The organism is Rhizobium sp. N324, from assembly GCF_001664485.1.
Lineage (GTDB): Bacteria > Pseudomonadota > Alphaproteobacteria > Rhizobiales > Rhizobiaceae > Rhizobium.
The window spans coordinates 331,290-353,002 of the sequence record NZ_CP013635.1; the positions used below are offsets into that span (position 1 = coordinate 331,290).

The following is a 21,713-nucleotide window of genomic DNA, read 5'->3' on the forward strand; positions in this document are numbered from 1 at the left end:
TATCAACGGCAACTTTGCATTCTTGTGCATTAGGGCGTGCAAAGCTATGAATGGAGTGAAAAGGATTGCCTCACATGAATTCCCAGTTCGCCTCCACATTCGGCCTGACTGCACCCGGTTTTCCAGCCGCGGCCGGCAGCACCGTCCAGCGCGTCTATGATGATCTCAGAAAGCGCATCATCACCATTCAGCTGCCGCCGGACACCACGCTGTCGCGCACCGAGCTTACCGAGACCTACGAAGTCAGCCAGACGCCCATTCGTGACGCGTTGCAGCTCCTCAAACAGGAAGGCCTGGTGCGCATTTACCCGCAGTCCCGCACCGTGGTGACCAGGATCGACGTCCTGCAGATTTACGAGGCGCATTTCCTGCGCGTCGCGCTGGAATCGGAAGTCTGCCGCCGCCTTGCGACCGACCCGGATCCGGATCCAAGCGTCATCACGCGCGCCCGCTCGATCATCAAAATGCAGTCGGCCGTCGCCGACGACGTTGACCAGATTGCCATCTTCCAGGAACTCGACGAACTCTTTCACCAGACATTGTTCGCAGGCGCCAAACGCAGCAGCCTGCACCAACTGGTTCGCGAGCGGTCCGGCCATCTCGAGCGCATTCGTCGTCTGCATCTGCCCGAAAAGGGCAAGATCATGAGCATCCTCGACGGTCACCACGCCATCATCGACGCGATTGCCGCCCGCGACGAACAGGGTGCCGTCGACGCGATCCGCGAGCATCTCAGCCGCACCGTCGCAAAAGTCGAAGACCTGAGGAAAGAGTTCCCGGATTACTTCGTCTGAGCCTGCCGCGCCGCGGCTTTCCACCGGGCTCAATTGACCGGCGTCAGCAGCGGCCTGCCTGCGAAGAAGGCGGCAAGGTTGTCGACCGTCAATTGCGCCATCCTGTCGCGCGTTTCATCGGTGCCGCTGGCGTGATGGGGATAGAGCACCACATTGTCGAGGGCTGCGAAGCGCGGATCGGGATTGGGTTCGTTCAGGTAGACATCGATGCCGGCAGAGGCGATGCGCCTCTCCTGCAGGGCCTTGATTAGGGCCGGCTCATCGACCACGCTGCCCCTGGCAATGTTGATGAAGCTGCCCGTTGGTCCGAGCGCGTTCAACACATCAGCCGAAATCAACCCTTCGGTCGAGGCCCCGCCCGGCGTCGCCACGATCAGGATATCGGCCCAGTCCGCCAGTTTTACCGGCTCGTCGAAATAGGCAAAATCGTTGCCGGCTTTTTTCGTCCGTCCGGAATAGCCGACCGTCAGCCCGACAGCCTCGCATCGCCTGGCAATCGCCATACCGATGCGGCCGAGGCCGACAATCCCGGCCTTCTTGCCCGACGTCGACGTTGTCAGCGGCATCATGCCGTTGCGCCCCCATTCGCCGGAGCGCACATAGCGGTCGCCTTCCGGCAGGCGCCGGCGGGCCGCCAGCATCAGAAGCAGCGCCGTGTCGGCAACGTCGTCGCACAGGACCTCGGATGTGTTAGTGAGCTTGATGCCGCGCCGCGTCATCGCCTCGACATCCATCTGGTCGTAGCCGGCCGAGGAACAGGCGGCAAGCTTCAGCGCCGGCAACTTCGCAAGCAGCGCCTCGTCGATCGTCACATGGCCGTTGCAGACCAGAGCCGTGCAGATCGGGCCGGCTTTGGCCAGAAGAGCATCGCGTTCCCGGCCTTCTGCAAGGTCCAGCCGGTGCAGCGTATAGATCTCCTCCAGCCCTGCCATCTGACGGGGTCGGAGCGGGTAGGCGACGATGACATCGGGCTTCATGCGGGAACGAGTCCTTCCTGTGTGAGGCGTGCGGCGCGCCGGGCGGCCTGGATTTCGGGATCGGGATCGAGGCCGGCGGCAAGCAGCGCCTGGGTATAGGGGTGGGCGGGCGCATTGAAGATCCTGGCCACGGGCCCCTCCTCGACAATTTCGCCGGCCTTCATGACGATGACGCGGTCGGCGAAATCGCGAACCACCGGCAGGTCGTGCGCAATGAAAAGATAGGACAGGCCGAATTCGCGACGCAGGCCTTCGAGCAAGGCAATCACCTGCGCCTGGATCGACACGTCGAGCGCCGAAACCGCCTCGTCGCAGATGATCAGTTTCGGCTCCATCGCCAGCGCGCGGGCAATGGCGATGCGCTGGCGCTGACCGCCGGAGAATTGATGCGGATAGCGGTCCGCCATATCCGGCTTCAGACCGACCTTGATCAGCAATTCGGCCACCCTCTCCTTCCACCTTGCTTTCGGCAGGATCTCGGGGTGAATGACCCAGGCCTCGGAAATCAGCCTGAACACGGTCATTCGCGGGTTGAGCGACTGCGTCGGGTCCTGAAAGACCATCTGCAAATCACGACGCAGCCCGAATATTTCTCTCGAGGTCATCGCAAGCAAATCATTGCCGCGGTAAAGGACCTGGCCCTCCTGCGGATCGTCGAGGCGAACGATCGCCCGGGCAAGGGTCGATTTGCCGGAACCGCTCTCGCCGACGACCGCGACGGTTTCGCCGGGCATGATGACGAGGTCGACGCCTTTCAGGGCCTGGAAGGCACCAAAACTCTTCTTCAAGCCGATGGCGCGCAGCAGCGGCTCGCCCTGCCGGTCACGCTCCTGCGCCATCGCGCCCTTCCCCGGTGCGGCGGCAATCAGCTTCTTCGTATAGGCGTTCTGCGGATTGCGATAGACTTCGGCGGCATTGCCGGTTTCGACGACGCAGCCGGAATTCATCACCACGACCCGGTCGGCGATCTCGGCAACGACGCCGAGATCATGCGTGATCAGCAACAGGCCCATTCCGGTTTCCTGCTGCAACTCCTGCAGAAGTTCGAGCACCTGAGCCTGCACCGTAACGTCAAGCGCGGTGGTGGGTTCATCGGCAATCAGGATGTCCGGCTTGCAGGCGATCGCCATGGCGATCATCAGGCGTTGCCGCTGTCCGCCGGAGAACTGGAACGGATATTTTCGCATCGCCGCCTGCGGATCGGTGATGCCGACGCGTCCGATCAATTCGAGCGCCCTTGCGCCGGCGCGCTCAGCGGGTTCACCGTGCGTGGTCATCATTTCGGTGATTTGCCAGCCGACCGAATAGACCGGGTTGAGATGGGCCAGCGGGTCCTGAAAGATCATGGCGATCCTGGCGCCGTTGATCGAACGCCGCTGCTCGGGCGTCATTGTCAGCATATCGCACCCATTCAGGAGAATGGTGCCGCTGGTGATCCTGCCGGGCGGCATATCGATCAGATTCATGACCGCCGAGGCGGAGACCGATTTACCCGAACCGCTTTCTCCGAGAATTGCCAGCGTCTCGCCGCGGTCGAGATGCCAGCTCACGTCCTGCACTGCCTTGACGGTGCCGCTGAGCGTGTGGAACTCGACCGAGAGGTTACGCACTTCCAGAAGATGTTCAGCCATTTTTCCCGCCCCTCATTTCCCTGCCTCTCATTTCAAGGCGCCAGCGTTGCGTCGGATCGAGCGCGATGCGCAGCCAGTTCGACAGAAGATTGAGCGACAGCGTCGTCAGGATGATGGCAAGGCCGGGCCAGAAGGACAGCCACCAGGCATTGGTGAGATAGGGCCGCCCTTGAGCAACCATGAGACCCCAGGTGATCTCAGGCGCCTGAATGCCGATCCCCAGGAACGACAGCGAGGATTCCGCCAGCATGACGAAGGCGAAATCGAGCGTCGCGATGGTCACCAGCGTCGGAAAGATCACCGGCAGGATGTGATTAAAGACGATGCGCCGGTTCGATGCCCCCATCACCTTCGCCGCCTGCACGAACATCCGCTCGCGCACCTCAAGCACTTCGGCGCGGGCGGTGCGCAGATAGATCGGAATACGGGTGATTGCCAGGACGAGGACGATATTGGTGACCGAGGGTTCGAGCATATAGAGCACGATCACCGCCAGAAGCAGCGACGGAAAGGACATGATGACGTCGCCGAGGCGCATGATCCATTGAGCGGCGGACGAGCGGCTGTAACCCGCCACCAGTCCGAGCGCCGTGCCGACGACGGAGGAGGCAAGCACCGCCGCCGCCGCAACCAGGATGGTGTTTTGCGCCGCCACGACGACGCGGGCCAGAAGCGGCCTGCCCAGCGCATCGGCGCCAAGGACGTAAAGCCATCCGCGGGTGAGATCGAAGGGCGGCGCGTTTCGACCCCGCAGGTTCTGCTTGGTGGCGATGCCCTCCAGCAGAAACGGGCCAAACAGCGCACAGAGAAGAACGATCAGGAGGAACAGAGCGGCGAAGAAGGCCAGCTTGTCCGCCCACAGCATGGTCAGCCAACGCCCGATCGGGCCGCTCGGCTTTTTCTCGATGAGGATTTGTGTGTCGGTCATCGCCATCGCTCAATACCGGATACGCGGATCGAGCAGCGCATAAGCGATGTCGATCAACAGGTTCATGATGAAAATCGCCAATGCCGAGACCATGATGACGGCCAGCACGACGGCGAAATCGCGAAGCAGGATGGAATCGATCATCAGCTTGCCGATTCCCGGAAAACCGAACACCGTTTCGACGACCACGGCACCGTTCAAGATGGCTGCCGCCTGGTCGCCGATGACGGTGATCACCGGCAGCATGGCATTGCGCAGCCCGTGAACGAAGATGATCGAGTTCGAACGGACACCCTTGGCGCGGGCCGTCTTGACGTAGGCGGAAGATAGGACGCTGATCATCGAGCCGCGCACAACCTGCAGGATCAGGCCGAAGGGCCGGATGAACAGCACGCTGACCGGCAGGACCCAATGCCAGAAGGTTCCCGTTCCCGATGTCGGCAGGACATGCAGTTTGACGGCGAAAATGACGATGGCCACGATCGCAAGCCAGAAATCCGGGGCCGCAGCGCCGATCAGCGAGAAGAAGGTGGCGAGACGATCGAAGACGCCGCCGACGCGAAACGCCGCCAGCGAACCGATGACGATCGCAGCCACCGTGACGAGCGTCATGGTGATGACAGCCAGCCAGAAGGTCCAGACGAAGGCCTCCAGCACGACATCCATGGCAGGGCGGGCCTGCCGCAGGGATTGACCGAAGTTGCCCTGAGCGAGATCGGCAACATAACGGCCGAACTGGATGATCAGCGGGTCATTGAACCCGTTCATCTCACGGAATTGCTGGCGCATTTCCGTGGTCGCATCGATCGGCAGATAGAGGTCGGTCGGGTCGCCTGTCAGCCGGGACAGGAAGAACACGATGACGATAAGCGCCACGAGCGATACGCCGCTGGCGATCGCGCGTTTGCCGATGAAACTTTTCATGCCACTCCTCCCGAGTGAAACCTATTCGGATCGTCAGCCTGATCTTCGCTCGTGCCGAAGCCCGCCCGTCATGCCCCTCCGGCGACAGGCGTCAACTGAAATATTAGTGCATCTAGAATTTTTGTGAACCCCTTTTCTTAGAATGATCAGGCCTTGTCAACCGGCGGCCTCCGTCGCCACGCCATGCCACCGGTGCCGATGATGGTCGCGCCAATGATGACCGCTGCACCGATCCAGGTCTGGGCAGCCGGAATTTCCGAGAAAAACAGGAAGGCCATCAGCGCCACGACCGGCAGCCGGAGAAAGTCGAGCGGCGCCAGGACGCTTGCGGCCGCCATGCCGAAGGCGCGCGTGATCAGCGTCATGTTGAAGGCGCCGAGTGCCCCCTGCATGGCGAGCAGCCCGAGTTGGCTCCAGCTCGGCATCGACCAGACCGGCAGCATGACGATCAGGCCAAGCGGCACCGTCGTGATCAGATTCCATGCAACCAGCCGGTCCGCGCTGTCCCTCAATGCCATCCGCCGCAGCATCAACTGGCTGGCCGCCGTCAAGACCGCTCCTGCCAGTGCAAAAAGCAGCCATTGATCGAAACCGGTCGCGCCTGGGCGAATGATGATCATGACGCCGACAAAACCCGCGGCGATGCCGGCGACGCTGGAGATGCCGACACGTTCCTTGAGCACAAGCCACGCACCGAGAACGAGAAACATCGGCATGGTGAAATTGATCGCCGTGGCATCGGCCAGCGGAGCGTGCGCAAAGGCGATGAACAACGCAACCAGTGAGGCAAGTTTCAGACCCGCACGCACGACATGCAGAACCCGGTAGGGAGAGGCTTTCAGACCAACCCGCGCCACGATCCACGGCGAGACGGCAAGAAGTCCGAAAAACGACCGGAAAAAGCCGATCATCAAGGGGTGCACGTCGCCGGCCAGCATGCGCACGATGATCGCGTCGAGACTGTTCAAAAAGGCGGCGGCCACCATCATGCAGACGGCGAGGCCTGTGCGACCGGGCTGCATCTCGCTTCTCCTGATTGGACGAATGCAGGCCAGCCCATATCGATCGTTCGATACGGCGAGCGCGCTGACCAGACTCTGCCGCCACGGACTTAGCCCAATCGGTCAGCCACCGTCCACACTAAAATACAAATATATTAGTTCAGAAGCGAATAAAGGCCGGACACCTCATAGGCCATTGAAAAACACATGAAATTTGGGCGAATGATTTCCCACCGGCCAGCGGAATTTGAGGGTTGCAAGAATCGAGGGAATACACTCTACGTCTGATAATGAGCCGCAAAACTACCTGTGCTAGAGAAAATGCCGCCGTCCATCCGCGACGGCAGGTCAGCTATATCTCCTCGGCGCAACGGTTCCGGCGGAGCCTGACCTCCTCACCCCCGAATTAGCCGACCAGATGAAACCGCGACATCCCAGCCCGCTCTCAGGCAAGAGAGCCGGAAGGACAGGTCCGGAATTTCGCAACCCCATCCACTTACTCCACAAGGATATTTCCATGAAGCCTATGCGCAATCTCCGCCTGATGATGGCAAGCACCGCCTTCCTGGCGCTCGCCGGCCCCTCCTTCGCGCTTGACGGCGCCGACATGATGAAAAAGCTCAATGCCGCCACCAGTGCCGGCGGCACGGTCATTACCTTCGAAAAGGCTGAGGTCGATGGCGATACGGTAACGGCGACGGGCGTCCAGGTGGGATCTGCGAGCCTGCCAGGCGATACTTTGAAGATCGGCGAGCTTACCTTCGAGGGCGTCGAGGAAACCGAAGGCGGCGGCTACCACGCCAAAACAGTCTCCTTCCCGGATATCGACATAAGCCAGGAGGAAGGACGATTTTCCGCCAAGGACATCGAGATCGCCGGCCTGACGATTCCCGCCAATGCCACGGGCGATACGCTGAACGATATCCTCCTCTATGAAACCGTCAGCACCGGGCCGATGGCGGTCAATATCAAGGGCAAGGACGTGTTTGCCATCGGGGGCATCGAGTCCAATCTCGAACGCCAGGATGGCGGCTTTACCTACGACGCCAATGTCGCCGGCCTGAAAGCCGACCTGTCGCAGGTCGAGGATGCGAGCGCGAAGGAAGCCATCGAGAAACTCGGCCTGACCGCGCTCGACGGCACGGTGACGATGAAGGGCAGCTGGGAAGTCGAAAGCGGCAAGATTGCCGTCGACGAATACGCGTTCGACTTCAAGAATATCGGCCGGCTGAATATCGCCGTCGACTTCTCCGGCTACACGCTCGCCTTCGTCAAGTCGCTGCAGGAAGCGGTGAAGACCGCCGAGGCCAATCCGAACAAGGAAGAGGCCAACCAGGCCGTCGGCCTTGCGATGCTGGGTCTGATGCAGCAGCTGACGTTCAACAGCGCCTCGATCCGCTTCGACGATGCCTCGATCACCAAGAAGGCGCTCGACTATGCCGGCGCGCAGCAGGGCGTCACCGGCGATGAGCTGACGCAATCGCTGAAAGGTCTTGTGCCGATGATGATGGCGCAGCTCAACCTGCCGGAGCTGCAGAACCAGGTATCGGCCGCCGTCAACGCCTATCTCGACGGGCCGAAAAACCTGACGATCAGCGCCGCACCGGAAAAGCCCGTTCCATTTCCGATGATCATCGGCGCGGCCATGGGTGCGCCGAACACCATTCCTTCGGTCCTCGGCGTCAAGGTCACGGCGAACGACTAAGCTCGCCGCTCCGGCAGCCGGAGGCGGGTTCCGACCTGCCTCTGGTATCCATTCCGGGAAAGCCAAGGGTCGGCGATTTCTGCGAATGGCTCTACAGCTCGTCGCTGCGACGCCTCACGGCGTGCTTCAGCGCGATCATATGTCTTCGCCGTTCCAGCACATAATCGGCATAACCGACGCAGAGGAACAGCAATGTCGGTCCGGCGTAGATGATGATCAGAGCCAATGCGATAAGGATGAATGCGGTCGTCATGATCTGGTTTCCATCATATGGGTCGTGCCGCCTTTAAAGCGGCGACAGCGGATAGGCCCTCATCTCGACATTCCCTGTCCTTATTTGTAGAAAATTCGCCGGCTGCGTATTCGTTCCTTCCCCGATCGATTTCCATCGGCGCGGCGGCAATCGACGGCTCCCTCCACCTCGATCACTCCCGCGGCCTTTCCTCCCGCATTGCCGCCGTCACGCGCTTGAGCAGCGAGACCGACGGCAGATCCTCCAGCAAAACCGATAGCTTCGGCTTCCAGTTCGGATAGCTGTCGCTGGTGCCCGGTATATTGGTCGGTCTTTTCTCGTCGGTGAGATCGGCAAGCCGCACCGATGTCAGAAGCGATGGCGTCCGTGCAATGAAACGGTAGGCGCTGACGGTCAGATCTTTCAACGCCTCCTGGCCTGCCCGCGGCGCGAGCCGGGCCGGCACGTCGATGCCGGCAGCGTTGAAGACCGTTTTGAGGAATCTCCGCTCGTGCCTACGGTGTTTGAGATGTTCTTCGGTCAGATCGGGCGGTACGATACCGTGTTCACAGCGATCCCGAATGTCGCCGCCGCGCCACCAGCCGGCAAGGGTCTGGTGGTCATGCGTCGAAATGCAGGCGAGCGCGAGGGCGGGATAGGCTTCGGCAGGCTTGAAGCCCTGCTTGTCCTGTTCGTAGGAAAGGATCCGATAGGAGAGGATGCCGGCGGCCTCCAGATCCTCCTGCAATCCTTCCGGAATCATGCCGAGAGACTCCCCGATGACGAGGCATCGATGTTCGGCGGAAACCTCGGCGAGAATCTGCAGCAGTAGATCCTCGGGATAGCGGACATAGGCGCCGCTGTCCGGCCTGGCGCCCAACGGAACCAGGAAAAGGCGGCGGATCGCCGGGGCATGGTCGATGCGGATAGCGCCGGCGTAGCGCATGGCGGTGCTCACCATGCGCCGGTAAGGCGACATCTCCCCTCCGGCAATTTCGGACGGCAGATATCCGGCAAGGTGCCAGTCCTGCCCGTCTACGGCGAAGGGATCGGGAGGGCTGCCGATTGTCGCCTTGGAGACATAGATATTAGGCTCGCTCCACGTCGCCGAGCCATCGACCGCCTCCCCGACCGCAAGATCGAGATAGAGCCCGATCCTGAGGCCGGCCTTGCGCGCCCGCTCCGCCGCCTGCATCAGCTGGCGGTGGGCAAGCCATTGCAGCCACATGTGGAAGCGAACATCATCCGCGTGCTCGCGTCCGAAATCGCCGACGGCGGCACTGTCGAAGCGCTGGAACTCAGCTGGCCACCGCTGCCAGCCGGCGCACGCCCCACGCTCGACCATGGAGAAGGAGAGGCATTCGAACAGCGCATGCAGCCGCAGACTGTCGCCGCCTTGCGCCACGAATGCCTCGAAATCGGCGGCATCGTCACTGACGCGGCGCCGCTGCCATCCCGTCCAGAGATCACGAAGGGCGCCAAGCTTGGTGCGCGCGACGCCGATGTAGTCGATGAGATCGGATTGACGAAGGCCCTCCAATTGCCGTTCGAGTTCGGGACTGCCGGCAAATCCCGGCACCTGATCGACAGCGATATAGAGCGGGTTTAGATGCTGGCGGCTTGAGGGTTCATAGGGGCTGCAGCGGTCGGGATCGGCGAGGAACGGCGCGTGAAGCGGATTGAGGCCGATGAAATCGGCTCCCAGCGACCCCGCCAGATCGGCGATATCGGCCAGATCCTGGAAGTCTCCGATGCCCCAGTTGCGCGCCGACCGGATCTCGTAAAGCTGCAGGCTCACGCCCCAGACCCGTGTGTCGGACAGAAAATCCGGCAGAAACGACACCGGGATCTTCCCTGGCACCGGCTTCGCTTTCCGCTGCGGCACGCCGGTCTCCTGATCCGCCGTCAATTCAATATTCAATGCCGAGAGTATCTTGCGCTTGGTCGCGGCCGAGATCGCCACCTCCCGGTTCTCGGGGCTGGGTCTTGTCGGGCTGATGCCGTGGAGGCGGGCGAGCTTGTCGAGTTCAGCGGACTTCATCATTCGACCTTTTCTCTCCCACCGCCGTCACGCCTCGCTCAGGCTCCAGATCACCGTCCAGGGCGCCAGATCGCCGCCGTCGCTTCCGCCGAGACGGAATATCGTCTCGGCGCCGCCCCGTTGCGAGCCGAGCGCTGTCGCCTCGTTGCCAAGGTTGGCGCGCAGATGAAGATGCCGGCCTTCCGCAAGGGGCCAATCCACTGCGATCGCATGTCCCGCCGAGCGGTGGGCAGCGCTTCCGGCCGTCGCGCCTTTCAGCAAAGGAACGATTCTGCGGTGCCGGAGGTCGAGAAGCGTTCTGTAGAAATCGAGCACCTCGGAGGAAGCGCGTTTCGACCAATCCAGTTTGGCCGCGACAAAGGTCGATGGCGCCGTCGGGTCGAGAAGGTCGTCGGCGTCGAAGCTCGGCAGACGCGAAAGCTCCTCGCGGCGACCCTTCCTGACCTTCTCGTTCAAATCCTCGTCGAAATCGCAGAAGAACGGGAAAGGCTCCTGCGCCCCCCATTCCTCGCCCATGAACAGCATCGGTATCTCAGGCGCCAGCAGATAGATTGAAGTGACCGCCTTGACGGCCTCGGCCGGGCTTGAAGCCATGACACGATCGCCAAGCGCCCGATTGCCGATCTGGTCATGGTTCTGGATGAAGGAGATGAAGGCCGTCGGCGGCAGGTGGCTGCTCGGCCTGCCGCGACTTGCTCCCCGATAGGGCATATGTTCGCCCTGGAACACGAAGCCTTCCGCCAGCGCCCGGCCGAGCTTGCCCGTGTCGCCGGCATAATCGGCATAATAGCCGAAGGTTTCACCGGTGGCAGTGATATGCAGCACATGGTGCACGTCGTCGTTCCACTGGGCGGTGAACAGCTTTGCTTCGCCTTTTTCGTCGCGCTTCAGCAGATGGCTGTCATTCTCCTCGTTTTCGACGATCAGATGAACGTGCCGGTCGCCGGCTGCAGCCCGGACGCGGCGGGCAAGTTCGTGCAGCAGATGCTCGTCGCTATCGTCCTTGATCGCGTGAACGGCATCGAAGCGAAAGCCGTCGAGCCGGAATTCGGTGATCCAGTAGATGGCGTTCTCAATGACAAATTCACGGATCATCTGCGATCCGTCGCCGTCATAGTTGATGCCATGCCCCCAAGGCGTCTTGTGACGGTCGGTAAAGAGCGGCGCGTAGGAAGGGATATAATTTCCGTCCGGCCCGAAGTGGTTGTAGACCACATCGAGAAACACCGAGATGCCGCGCTGATGGGCTGCGTCCACCAGCGCCATGAAATCTTCCGGCCGGCCATAGCTGCTGTCAGGGGCATAGGGCAACACGCCGTCGTATCCCCAGCTGTAGCGACCGGGGAATTCGCTGACCGGCATGATCTGCAACGCCGTGACGCCCAACTCCCTGAGATGATCGAGCCGCTCGATCGCAGAGGTGAAACTCCCCTCCGGCGTGAAGCAGCCGATATGCATCTCGTAGATGACCATCTCCTCCCACGGCCGGCCGGTCCAGTCTCTCGTCTTCCAGCGATAGGCGGTGAGGTCGACCACTTCGCTCGGACCGTGCGCATCCTGCGGCTGGAACCGCGAGGCGGGGTCGGGAATTTCAAGGCCGTCCGGCAGGATGAAACGATAGCGCGTACCGGCAGGGGCATGCGGAACTGTGCACCGATGCCAGCCACCGTCCGCCGCCTGCATCGGCCGCAGATCAGCGCCTTCGATTTTCAAGGACACGCTTTCATGCAGAGGCGCCCAGAGCCGAAACAGAATACCCTCTTCAGTGACTGCGGGGCCGAACGTCATATTGGTCAAGGGAAAGCCTTCGGTGAAGTGAGGATGAGATTTGGGTAACTTTTGCAGGAGCAAAAAGTTTCGTCCGCACCCGGAACCGCGAAGTGGCCGCCGTCACCGGAAAACATCACTGGCTCACAAGTGGCCGCCTCAATCGAGCCAAGTCGATGGCTCGCGCATCCCGTGCACGATCACGACAATTTCAGCGCCATAATTCGTGGGTTCATAGATGGCGATGTAGCGTCCCTCGATAATCAGACGGGCAGCAGGGCTGATATCCGGTCGAGCAGGTCCCATCTCGGGATGGGTGGCAACCAGCTCAAACTTATCGAAAAGCTTCTACAGCAGCCTGTCCGCTGCCTGTTCATTGTGAATGGCGACATTGCGCCAGATATCTCGCATCTGACGTTGCGCACGCGGAGACATTTTGTATTTAGCCACGGGCTGCGCGTTCTGCTTTCAGCTCTTGCAGGAAGCGCGTGGGATCAGCCTCTTCCGGTTCGCCGCTAGCTTTCCCCTCAGCATACTCCCGCTTGAGTTTTTCCAGCTCAAGCGCACGAATCTCCTCGCGCTGTTCCAATAGCCGGAGGCTATCGCGCACGACCTCGCTGGCGCTGGCATAGCGCCCGCTTTCGACAAGCTCTCGGACAAGGCCTTCATAGCGAGGGCCGATATTGTAGCTGGAGGGCATAACGATACCTTTCGTTGAAGCGGTATTATCAGTTTTTGATAAGCGCGACAAATTGAACTGACCGCCGGCCCATGATTGCAAGTCACTTCGGCCGTCACGCCGCCGCGACTTTGCCCGAGAGTGCCTTGTCCATGGCCGCCTGAAGCTGTTCCTGGGTGAAGGGTTTCGTCATCCTGAGCATCCGGCCAAGACTATGGTCTTCGGAAAATTCGGCATAGCCTGAGGCAAGAATAATGGGCAGGCCCGGGAAGGCGGAACGAAGGTGGCGTGCAAGCTCTGCACCCGTCATGCCGGGCATCGCGTGATCGGTAATGACAAGATCGCAATCCCGTCCGTCGGCAAGGAATTCCAGGGCCTGCGAGGCAGAGGACGCTTCCCGCGGCAGGTGGCCGAGATCCTCCAGCATCGCCACGGTTCCTGTCCGGACAAGCGCATCGTCGTCGACGACGAGAATGGCGAGCGGCCGTGACACCGGGTTCAAGGCTTCCGCTATAGGAGGCTCGACAGCCGGCTGCGTCTTGACGAAGCTCTCGGCGACGGGCAGCCACAGGGATACGGTCGTGCCCTTATCCCTCGCGCTCGATATCTGGATCGAGCCGCCGGATTGCGCCGCCAGGCCGTGAACCATCGACAGGCCGAGGCCGGTGCCCTTGCCGACCCCTTTGGTGGTGAAAAACGGCTCAGCGGCGCGAGCGACCGTTGCCTCATCCATGCCCTCGCCATCGTCCGACACCGATATCCGGATGTAATTCCCGCCCGCAAGACCGGCCGGCCGGGCGTCTTCGGCCGCTGCGGCGGCGACCGTCACGGCGCCGCCGCTTTCGAGCGCATCGCGGGCATTGACGAACAGATTGAGCAGCGCCAGTTCCAGCTGGTTGCTGTCGACCAGCAGCGGCGCCAGATCCGCCGGAATGCGCTTGCGGATTTCGATGCGCGGCCCCACCGCCTTGGCGAGAAGATCCTCGACGTTTTCGAACAACCTGAGGAAATCGACCGCCTGCGGCTTCAGCTCCTGCCGGCGCGCGAAGGCAAGCAGGCGCTGGGTCAGCGCCGTGCCGCGTTCGGCCGCCTGGATCGCATTCGTCAGCAGGCGTTCGCTGCGTTCATCCGCCGGAAGCCGCTTCTTCAGGAGGCCGAGGCTGCCGAGCACCGCCATCAGAAGATTATTGAAGTCGTGCGCCACCCCGCCCGTCAGGTGGCCGATCGTGTCAAGCTTCTGCGCCTCGAACAATTGCGCCAGGGCTTCCTCACGCTCGCGCGTCTTTTGATCGATCCGGTGCTCCAGTTCCTCGTTGAGCTCCCGCAGCTCGGTGGCCGAAGCCTCGAGCTCGGCCGTGCGCTGGCGAACCCTGGCCTCCAGCTCGGCATTCAGCCGTTCGAGCTCCCGCGTCTTCCGATAGAGATCGGCAAAAACCCTGACCTTGGCCCTCAGCACTTCCGGTACGATCGGCACGGAGACGTAGTCGACGGCGCCGACAGCATAACCGCGCAGCCGGTCGGGTTCGGCCAGCATCACTGCAGAAACGAAAATGATCGGCGTGTTCTGATAGCGCGGGTGCTGCCGGATCATGCCGACCAGTTCGAAGCCATCCTGTTCGGGCATGCAGACATCGACGAGGATCACGGCGATTTCGGTGCGCAGCAGATGCTCGAAAGCTTCGCGGGCGGATTGCGCCTTGATGAGGTTTTCCTCGAGCTCCTCGAGAATAACCTCATAACTCAAGAGCTTGGCGGGCTGGTCGTCGACGAGGAGGATGTTGACGGGGTTCATGGCCGGTTCCTCAGCGATGCAGCCACATGCGAAGGGCCGACAGAAGCTGCTCGGTATTGACCGGCTTCGCCAGGTAGTCGGAGGCGCCAGCCTCCAGGCATTTCTCGCGGTCGCCCTTCATCGCCTTGGCCGTCAGCGCCAGGATCGGCAACCGCCGGAACCGCGGCTCCGAGCGGATGACCTGCATCGTCTCGTAGCCGTCCATGCCAGGCATCATGATATCCATCAGCACGATCGCCACCGAGGGCTCGTTGTTGATGACGTCGATGGCCTCGCTGCCGGTCGTCGCCGTCAGCACCCGCATGCCCCGGCGTTCCAGAACGCTGCTCAGCGCGAAGATGTTGCGGGCATCGTCGTCGACGAGCAGCACGCTCTCGCCGACGAGATCCTCATCCGAGCTGTGCAGTTCCTGCAGCGTCGCCTGTTTTGCAGGCGGCAGATCGGCGACGACCCGGTGCAGGAACAGAGCCGTCTCATCGAGCAGACGCTCCGGAGACTCGACGCCCTTCACCACGACGCTTCGGGCCATGCTATGCAGTGTCGCGTCTTCCTCGGGGGAAAGCTCCCGCCCGGTGAACACCACCACCGGAACCTCGCCGATTTCGGTGTCGTCACGTATCTGCTCCAGCACCTCGAAGCCGGACATATCCGGAAGAGTAAGGTCGAGCACCACGCAATCCGGAGGATCCTGCCTGAGGGCGGCAAGTGCTTCCGATCCCGAGCCGACGCTGGTGATGTCGATGTCGTCATGTCCGAGAAGCGCAGTGACGCTCAGGCGCTCAGCCTCGTTGTCTTCCACCAGCAACAGATGTTTGCGGCGCGGCTCGGCGTAGGCCTTCAAGCGCGACAGCGCCTTGCCGAGGCCCTCGGGCGTCGTCGGCTTGCTCATGAAGGCAAAAGCGCCGCGGGTCAGCCCATGCTGGCGATCCTCGTCGAGGCTGATGATCTGCACCGGGATATGCCGCGTCTGCGAATTCTGCTTGAGCTGGCTGAGCACCGTCCAGCCGAGCATGTCGGGCAGGAAGATGTCGAGCGAGATCGCCGCCGGCCTGTAGTCCTGGGCGAGTGCCAGCGCATCGCTGCCGCGCATCGCCACCAGAACCTTGAACCCGTTGTCGCGGGCGAGATCGACGAGCACGCGGGCGTAATGCGGATCATCCTCGACGACAAGCAGCACCGAATCGCCGACCACGATCCGATGGCGATCGTCTTCGACATGTTCGGCCGGCTTCTCGGTTCGGCGGCTTGCCGCCGCCTCGGCGAATTCCACGACATTGGCCGATGGAGCGGGCTTCGGCGCTACCGCGCCGGCACCGACATAGGTCAGCGGCAGATAGAGGACGAAGGTGCTGCCGACGCCGGGGGTGCTGCGCAACTGGATCTCGCCGCCCAGGAGATTTGCCAGTTCGCGGCTGATCGCCAGGCCGAGGCCGGTGCCGCCATATTTGCGACTCGTCGAGGCATCGGCCTGCTGGAATGCTTCGAAAATAATGCGTTGTTTTTCCGGCGGAATACCGATGCCGGTGTCGACAACTTCGAAGGCAATGACCGAGGGCGCATGCCGGAGCGACGGATGATCGGGCGACCAACCGCTCGCCGCCGGCGCGACGCGAAGCGTCACGCCACCCTGGGCGGTGAACTTGAAGGCATTCGACAGCAGGTTCTTGAGGATCTGCTGCAGCCGCTTCGAATCGGTGATGATGCTCTTGGTGACATCCGCGCCGACCTCGACCGTAAACGACAGGCTGCGGTTTTCGGCCTCGTGCCGGAACGGCCGGGCCATCACCTCGAGCAGGTTGCTGACGAAAATCTCCTCGGCATCGACCGAGACCGTTCCGGACTCGATCTTCGACAGGTCGAGGATATCGCTGATCAGGTTCAGGAGGTCGGTTCCGGCGCCGTGGATCGTCTTGGCAAACTCGACCTGTTTGCTCGACAGGTTGCCGTCGGGGTTTTCGCCGAGCTGCTGACCGAGGATGAGGATCGAATTCAACGGCGTGCGCAGCTCGTGCGACATGTTGGCGAGGAATTCGGACTTGTATTTCGATGTCAGCGCCAGTTCGGTCGCCTTTTCCTCCAGCGCGCGCCGGGCCTGCTCGATCTCCTGATTCTTCGCCTCGACTTCGACGTTGCGTTCTTCGAGCTGCTGCGCCTTCTGCCCGAGCTGTTCGTTGGTCTGCTGCAGCTCGCGCTGCTGCGTCTGCAGCTCGGCGGCGAGTTTCTGCGACTGCTTGAGCAGGCCTTCGGTCTGCATCGTCGCTTCGATCGAATTGAGGACGATGCCGATCGACGTCGTCAGCTGGTCGAGGAAGGAGAGCTGCAGCTCGGTGAACTCGCCGGCGGAGGCAAGCTCGATCACCGCCTTCACTTGTCCCTCGAAATGCACCGGCAGCACGATCGCGCTTCGCGGCAGGGTGGTGAAGACACCGGAACTGATCGGAATGACATTGTCGGGAAGGTCGGTGACGAGGATCCGGCGGGCGTCGCTGGCGCACTGGCCGACAAGTCCCTGACCGAAATCGAGCCGCAGCGGATGCGCCGCCTCGACCCCTTGCGCATAAACCGACAGCAGCGACAGGAATGGCTGTTCCTCATCGGCATCGACCTGGTAGATCACCCCCTGATGCGCGCCGACGAGCGGCGCCAGCTCTGACAGCATCATCTTGCCGACCAGCGTCAGGTCGCGCTGGCCCTGCAGCATGTTGGTGAAGCGGGCTAGGTTGGTCTTCAGCCAGTCCTGCTCGGTGTTGCGTTCGGTGGTGAGCCGCAGGTTGTCGATCATCGTGTTGATATTGTCTTTGAGCTCGGCGACTTCGCCGCGCGCGTCGACCTTGATCGAGCGCGTCAGGTCCCCCTTGGTGACGGCGGTCGCCACCTCGGCAATGGCGCGCACCTGCGTCGTCAGGTTGGCGGCAAGCAGATTGACGTTGCCGGTCAGATCCTTCCAGGTGCCGGCGGTGCCCGGCACGTTCGCCTGGCCGCCGAGGCGACCTTCCACGCCGACCTCGCGCGCCACCGTCGTCACCTGATCGGCGAAGGTCGCGAGCGTATTGGTCATGTTGTTGATGGTTTCGGCGAGCGCCGCCACCTCGCCCTTGGAGGCGACGGTGAGGTTTTGCTTGAGGTCGCCGTTCGCCACCGCCGTCACCACCTTGACGATGCCGCGGACCTGCTCGGTCAGGTTGGCGGCCATGACGTTGACGGTATCGGTCAGATCCTTCCAGGTACCGGCAACACCCGGCACCTGCGCCTGACCGCCGAGCTTGCCCTCGGTGCCGACTTCGCGGGCCACACGCGTCACTTCGCCGGCGAAGGCATTGAGCTGATCCACCATCGTGTTGATGGTGTTCTTCAGTTCGAGAATCTCGCCCTTCACGTCGACGGTGATCTTGCGCGACAGGTCGCCGCGCGCCACGGCGGTGGTCACTTCGGCGATGTTGCGCACCTGGGTCGTGAGGTTGGCGGCGAGCAGGTTGACGTTGTCGGTCAAGTCCTTCCAGGTGCCGGCGACGCCGGGAACGACGGCCTGGCCGCCGAGCCTGCCGTCGGTGCCGACTTCGCGGGCAACGCGCGTCACTTCGCCGGCGAAGGAGCGGAGCTGGTCGACCATGGTATTCAAGGTGTCCTTCAGCAGCAGGATTTCGCCTCGCACGTCGACGGTGATCTTGCGCGACAAGTCGCCATTGGCGATGGCGGTCGCCACCTCGGCGATGTTGCGCACCTGCGCCGTCAGGTTGCCGGCCATGGAATTGACGCTGTCCGTCAGGTCCTTCCAGGTGCCGGCAACGCCCGAGACCTGCGCCTGACCGCCGAGCTTGCCTTCGGTGCCGACTTCGCGGGCAACGCGCGTCACTTCACCGGCGAAGGCATTGAGCTGATCCACCATCGTGTTGATGGTGTTCTTCAGTTCGAGGATTTCGCCCTTCACGTCGACGGTGATCTTGCGCGACAGGTCGCCGCGCGCCACGGCGGTCGTGACTTCGGCGATGTTGCGCACCTGGCCGGTGAGGTTGGAGGCCATGGAGTTGACGTTTTCGGTCAGGTCCTTCCAGGTGCCGGCGACGCCTGGCACCTGCGCCTGGCCGCCGAGCTTGCCTTCGGTGCCGACTTCGCGGGCAACGCGCGTCACTTCCGAGGCGAAGCGGTTTAGCTGGTCCACCATGGTGTTCAGGGTTTCCTTGAGTTCAAGGATTTCGCCCGAAACCGACACGGTGATCTTCTTCGACAGGTCGCCATTGGCGATCGCTGTGGATACTTCGGCGATATTGCGCACCTGCGCCGTCAGATTACCCGCCATCGAGTTGACGCTGTCGGTCAGGTCCTTCCAGGTGCCGGCGACGCCGAGCACATTGGCCTGGCCGCCGAGACGCCCTTCCGTGCCGACCTCGCGCGCCACGCGCGTCACCTCGCCGGCAAAGCCGTTCAGCTGATCGACCATCGTATTGATGGTCTCCTTCAGTTCGAGGATTTCGCCCGAGACGGTGACGGTGATCTTCTTCGACAGGTCTCCCTGGGCGACGGCGGTCGCGACTTCGGCGATGTTACGCACCTGGCCGGTGAGGTTGGAAGCCATGGAATTGACGCTGTCGGTCAGATCCTTCCAGGTGCCGGCGACGCCGCGCACATTGGCCTGGCCGCCGAGCCGGCCCTCGGTGCCGACTTCGCGGGCAACGCGCGTCACTTCCGACGCAAAGGCGTTCAGCTGGTCGACCATCGTATTGATGGTTTCCTTGAGTTCGAGGATTTCGCCCTTCACGTCGACGGTAATCTTCTTCGACAGGTCGCCATTGGCGATCGCAGTCGAGACTTCGGCAATATTGCGCACCTGCGCCGTCAGATTGCCGCCCATCGAGTTGACATTCTCGGTCAGATCCTTCCACGTGCCGGCGACGCCGCGCACATTGGCCTGGCCGCCAAGCCGGCCTTCGGTGCCGACTTCGCGTGCAACGCGCGTCACTTCCGAAGCAAAGGCGTTCAGCTGATCGACCATCGTGTTGATGGTTTCCTTCAGCTCGAGGATTTCCCCCGACACCGTCACCGTGATCTTCTTCGACAGGTCGCCATTGGCGATTGCGGTCGAGACTTCGGCGATGTTGCGCACCTGCGCCGTCAGGTTGGAAGCCATCGAATTGACGTTGTCGGTCAGGTCCTTCCAGGTGCCGGCGACGCCCGGCACCTGCGCCTGGCCGCCAAGCCGGCCTTCGGTGCCGACCTCACGCGCCACACGCGTCACTTCGCCGGCAAAGCCGTTCAGCTGGTCCACCATCGTGTTGATGGTTTCCTTGAGCTCGAGGATTTCGCCCGAGACGTCGACGGTGATCTTGCGCGAGAGGTCGCCGCGCGCGACCGCCGTCGTCACCTGAGCAATGTTGCGCACCTGCGCCGTCAGATTGCCGCACATGGCGTTGACGCTGTCGGTCAAGTCCTTCCAGGTGCCGGCCACACCCGGCACCAGGGCCTGGCCGCCGAGCTTGCCCTCGGTGCCGACTTCGCGGGCGACGCGCGTCACTTCCGAAGCGAAGGATCTGAGCTGATCGACCATCGTGTTGATGGCTTCCTTGAGCTGCAGGATTTCGCCGCGCACATCGACGGTGATCTTCTTGGACAGGTCGCCGTTGGCAACAGCGATCGTCACTTCGGCGATGTTGCGCACCTGCGCCGTCAGGTTCGACGCCATCGAGTTGACGCTCTCGGTCAAGTCCTTCCAGACGCCCGTCACCTCGGGCACTTGCGCCTGCCCGCCGAGTTTTCCGTCGGTGCCAACCTCGCGAGCAACGCGCGTCACTTCGGAGGTGAAGACGCTCAGCTGCTTGATCATCGTGTTGACGATATCGGCCGAGCGCAGGAACTCGCCCTTCAGCGGCCGGCCGTCGACGTCGAGCGGCACGGTCTGCAACAAGTCGCCTTTGGCGACCGCGGTGATCGTGCGCGTGACCGCCGTGGTCGGCCACAGCAGATCGTCGATCAGGCCGTTGATCGACCCCTCCATCTCCGACCAGGAGCCATCGGACAGGCCGAAGCGTACCCGCGTGCTCGTTCGCCCGTCACGGCCGACGACCTGGCCGACATGTTCGAGCTGCTGGGCCATGCGCTGATTGCCGGCAATGATATCGTTGAGGGCATCGGCGATCTTGCCGGTGACGCCGGTCAGATCCGATCGCATGCGCACGGAAAAGTCGCCGCGCCGGACCGCGACCAGGACCTCGAGAAGGGCGCTGGCATCGTCGAATGCCATGGTTTTGTGGTCGTGGCCATTGAGGCTGTCTGCCGCAACGACATCGCGCGAAAATTCACTGGTCTGCTTGCTCACGAAATCCCCCTGGTTCGACTGGAGGTAAATTAGTGCTCAAGTGGAAAAAGGGTATGGCTGAGGCGCGCGGTTGCGGAGATCGATGTATCGGGCACCAGCCATCAAACTTTGCCTGCGCGGGAACAGTTTCCGGCCAGCCGTCGTTTCCAGCCTGATAATGGAGAGCGACATGTCGAACGTCTCAAGGACAGGCAAGGAAGAGATCAACAACGCGACCAGCCCGAACACATTCGGAAGATCGGTCGAAAGCCAGGCGCAAATGCAGGATGCAGCAGCGCAGGCCTCGCCCGAAACCGGCGGCGAGGTGCTCAATATCTACCGGCTGGAACCGATCGCGGCCCCTGACGATCCGAGATGGGACAATGCTCCCGGCCATGGTATCGTCGTCGTGGCCGCCAGAACGCCGGGTGATGCCAGGATCGTCGCGGCAGCGCGCGAGCTCGACTTCATGGAAGTGGATGCAGCTCCCGCCGAAGATGTCACCACCGTCAATGCCAGCGCCTTTCGCGACGACAAGCTCTACACCGTCATCGAGGTCGAACGGAACAGGCGCGACATCAAGCGCGGCATCGTCGAAGGCACGGTCTCGGTCGAAACGATCCGCTCGGTCGAGCCGGATTAGAGCGTGCCCCTTTCATTGGAGTTCTCATGAATACGGCCAATCTGCAGCTCAAGGGCTTGATCATGGCGATGGCGTCGATCTGCGACGCCATCGTCGAGAAGGAACTGCTTACCCGCCAGGAGCTCAATGCCGCGCTATCGAAAGCCATGAAGGCCGTCGAGGAAGACGACGACCATGAGCTGTCGGACGCCAACCGCGCGGCGATCCTGTTTCCCATCCGTGTCTTGCAGCTTGCCGAGCAGGCTGCCGGGAAAGGCGAGCAGCTGACGTTTTCCGACTATGCCAAGCTTGTGGGAAAGTTGAGCTGACC

15 protein-coding genes and 1 pseudogene are annotated in these 21,713 nt (G+C 62.2%); 4 read left to right on the top strand and 12 right to left on the bottom strand.

The features are described from left to right. Positions 1 to 74 precede the first annotated feature (74 nt). Positions 75 to 794, top strand: a complete 720-nt coding sequence (locus AMK05_RS31535; RefSeq protein WP_064844279.1) for a GntR family transcriptional regulator — start codon at positions 75 to 77, stop codon at positions 792 to 794. Positions 795 to 823: 29 nt separating this feature from the next. On the opposite strand, the gene AMK05_RS31540 is transcribed toward AMK05_RS31535, so the two are convergent. The 5 genes from AMK05_RS31540 to AMK05_RS31560 form a co-directional block, all read right to left on the bottom strand. After that, positions 824 to 1,771 (bottom strand): 2-hydroxyacid dehydrogenase, encoded by a 948-nt coding sequence (locus AMK05_RS31540; protein WP_064844281.1) that lies wholly within the window; start codon positions 1,769 to 1,771, stop codon positions 824 to 826. Further along, entirely contained in the window at positions 1,768 to 3,402 is a 1,635-nt protein-coding gene (locus AMK05_RS31545) for an ABC transporter ATP-binding protein (protein WP_064844283.1), read from the bottom strand. Before AMK05_RS31545 ends, AMK05_RS31540 begins: the two co-directional genes overlap by 4 nt. Further along, positions 3,395 to 4,336: an ABC transporter permease gene (locus AMK05_RS31550; protein WP_171899891.1), complete on the bottom strand. Its 942-nt coding sequence runs from the start codon at positions 4,334 to 4,336 to the stop codon at positions 3,395 to 3,397. The genes AMK05_RS31545 and AMK05_RS31550 overlap by 8 nt, the downstream gene beginning before the upstream one ends. A 3-nt stretch (positions 4,337 to 4,339) precedes the next feature. Beyond that, positions 4,340 to 5,254 carry an ABC transporter permease gene (locus AMK05_RS31555; RefSeq protein WP_049731032.1) on the bottom strand — a complete coding sequence of 305 codons (915 nt, stop codon included), beginning with the start codon at positions 5,252 to 5,254 and terminating at the stop codon, positions 4,340 to 4,342. 146 nt (positions 5,255 to 5,400) lie between these two features. Beyond that, on the bottom strand, positions 5,401 to 6,276 hold the full coding sequence (locus tag AMK05_RS31560) for a DMT family transporter (protein ID WP_064844287.1): 876 nt from the start codon (positions 6,274 to 6,276) through the stop codon (positions 5,401 to 5,403). Between the two features lie 496 nt (positions 6,277 to 6,772). Between AMK05_RS31560 and AMK05_RS31565 the strand changes: the two genes are divergently transcribed. Beyond that, positions 6,773 to 7,960, top strand: coding sequence for a hypothetical protein (locus tag AMK05_RS31565; RefSeq protein WP_064844289.1), 1,188 nt, complete (start codon positions 6,773 to 6,775; stop codon positions 7,958 to 7,960). 91 nt (positions 7,961 to 8,051) lie between these two features. Here AMK05_RS31565 and AMK05_RS35445 read toward each other — a convergent pair whose 3' ends face one another. The 7 genes and pseudogenes from AMK05_RS35445 to AMK05_RS31590 form a co-directional block, all read right to left on the bottom strand. Next, entirely contained in the window at positions 8,052 to 8,213 is a 162-nt protein-coding gene (locus AMK05_RS35445; RefSeq protein ID WP_171899892.1) for a hypothetical protein, read from the bottom strand. Positions 8,214 to 8,385: 172 nt separating this feature from the next. After that, complete coding sequence (malQ, locus tag AMK05_RS31570) at positions 8,386 to 10,233, bottom strand: 4-alpha-glucanotransferase (protein ID WP_171899897.1); 1,848 nt, start codon at positions 10,231 to 10,233, stop codon at positions 8,386 to 8,388. 27 nt (positions 10,234 to 10,260) lie between these two features. Beyond that, the gene (gene treZ / locus AMK05_RS31575) at positions 10,261 to 12,030 is read right to left on the bottom strand and encodes a malto-oligosyltrehalose trehalohydrolase (RefSeq protein ID WP_064844293.1); all 1,770 of its coding nucleotides are present in this window, start codon (positions 12,028 to 12,030) and stop codon (positions 10,261 to 10,263) included. Between the two features lie 129 nt (positions 12,031 to 12,159). Beyond that, positions 12,160 to 12,450: pseudogene (locus tag AMK05_RS34225) on the bottom strand (type II toxin-antitoxin system RelE/ParE family toxin). Further along, complete coding sequence (locus AMK05_RS31580) at positions 12,443 to 12,700, bottom strand: type II toxin-antitoxin system ParD family antitoxin (protein WP_064844295.1); 258 nt, start codon at positions 12,698 to 12,700, stop codon at positions 12,443 to 12,445. The pseudogene AMK05_RS34225 and the gene AMK05_RS31580 overlap by 8 nt, the downstream one beginning before the upstream one ends. 94 nt (positions 12,701 to 12,794) lie before the next feature. Next, positions 12,795 to 14,471 carry a response regulator gene (locus AMK05_RS31585; RefSeq protein WP_064844297.1) on the bottom strand — a complete coding sequence of 559 codons (1,677 nt, stop codon included), beginning with the start codon at positions 14,469 to 14,471 and terminating at the stop codon, positions 12,795 to 12,797. A gap of 10 nt (positions 14,472 to 14,481) precedes the next feature. Then, on the bottom strand, positions 14,482 to 20,781 hold the full coding sequence (locus tag AMK05_RS31590; RefSeq protein WP_064844300.1) for a HAMP domain-containing protein: 6,300 nt from the start codon (positions 20,779 to 20,781) through the stop codon (positions 14,482 to 14,484). A 169-nt stretch (positions 20,782 to 20,950) separates the two neighbouring features. Here AMK05_RS31590 and AMK05_RS31595 point away from each other — a divergent pair, with 169 nt between their 5' ends. Together AMK05_RS31595 and AMK05_RS31600 are read left to right on the top strand one after the other, a co-directional pair. Beyond that, positions 20,951 to 21,403, top strand: a complete 453-nt coding sequence (locus AMK05_RS31595) for a hypothetical protein (protein WP_064844302.1) — start codon at positions 20,951 to 20,953, stop codon at positions 21,401 to 21,403. A gap of 26 nt (positions 21,404 to 21,429) precedes the next feature. Beyond that, positions 21,430 to 21,711 (top strand): hypothetical protein, encoded by a 282-nt coding sequence (locus tag AMK05_RS31600; protein ID WP_064844304.1) that lies wholly within the window; start codon positions 21,430 to 21,432, stop codon positions 21,709 to 21,711. The last annotated feature ends 2 nt before the right edge of the window (positions 21,712 to 21,713 follow it).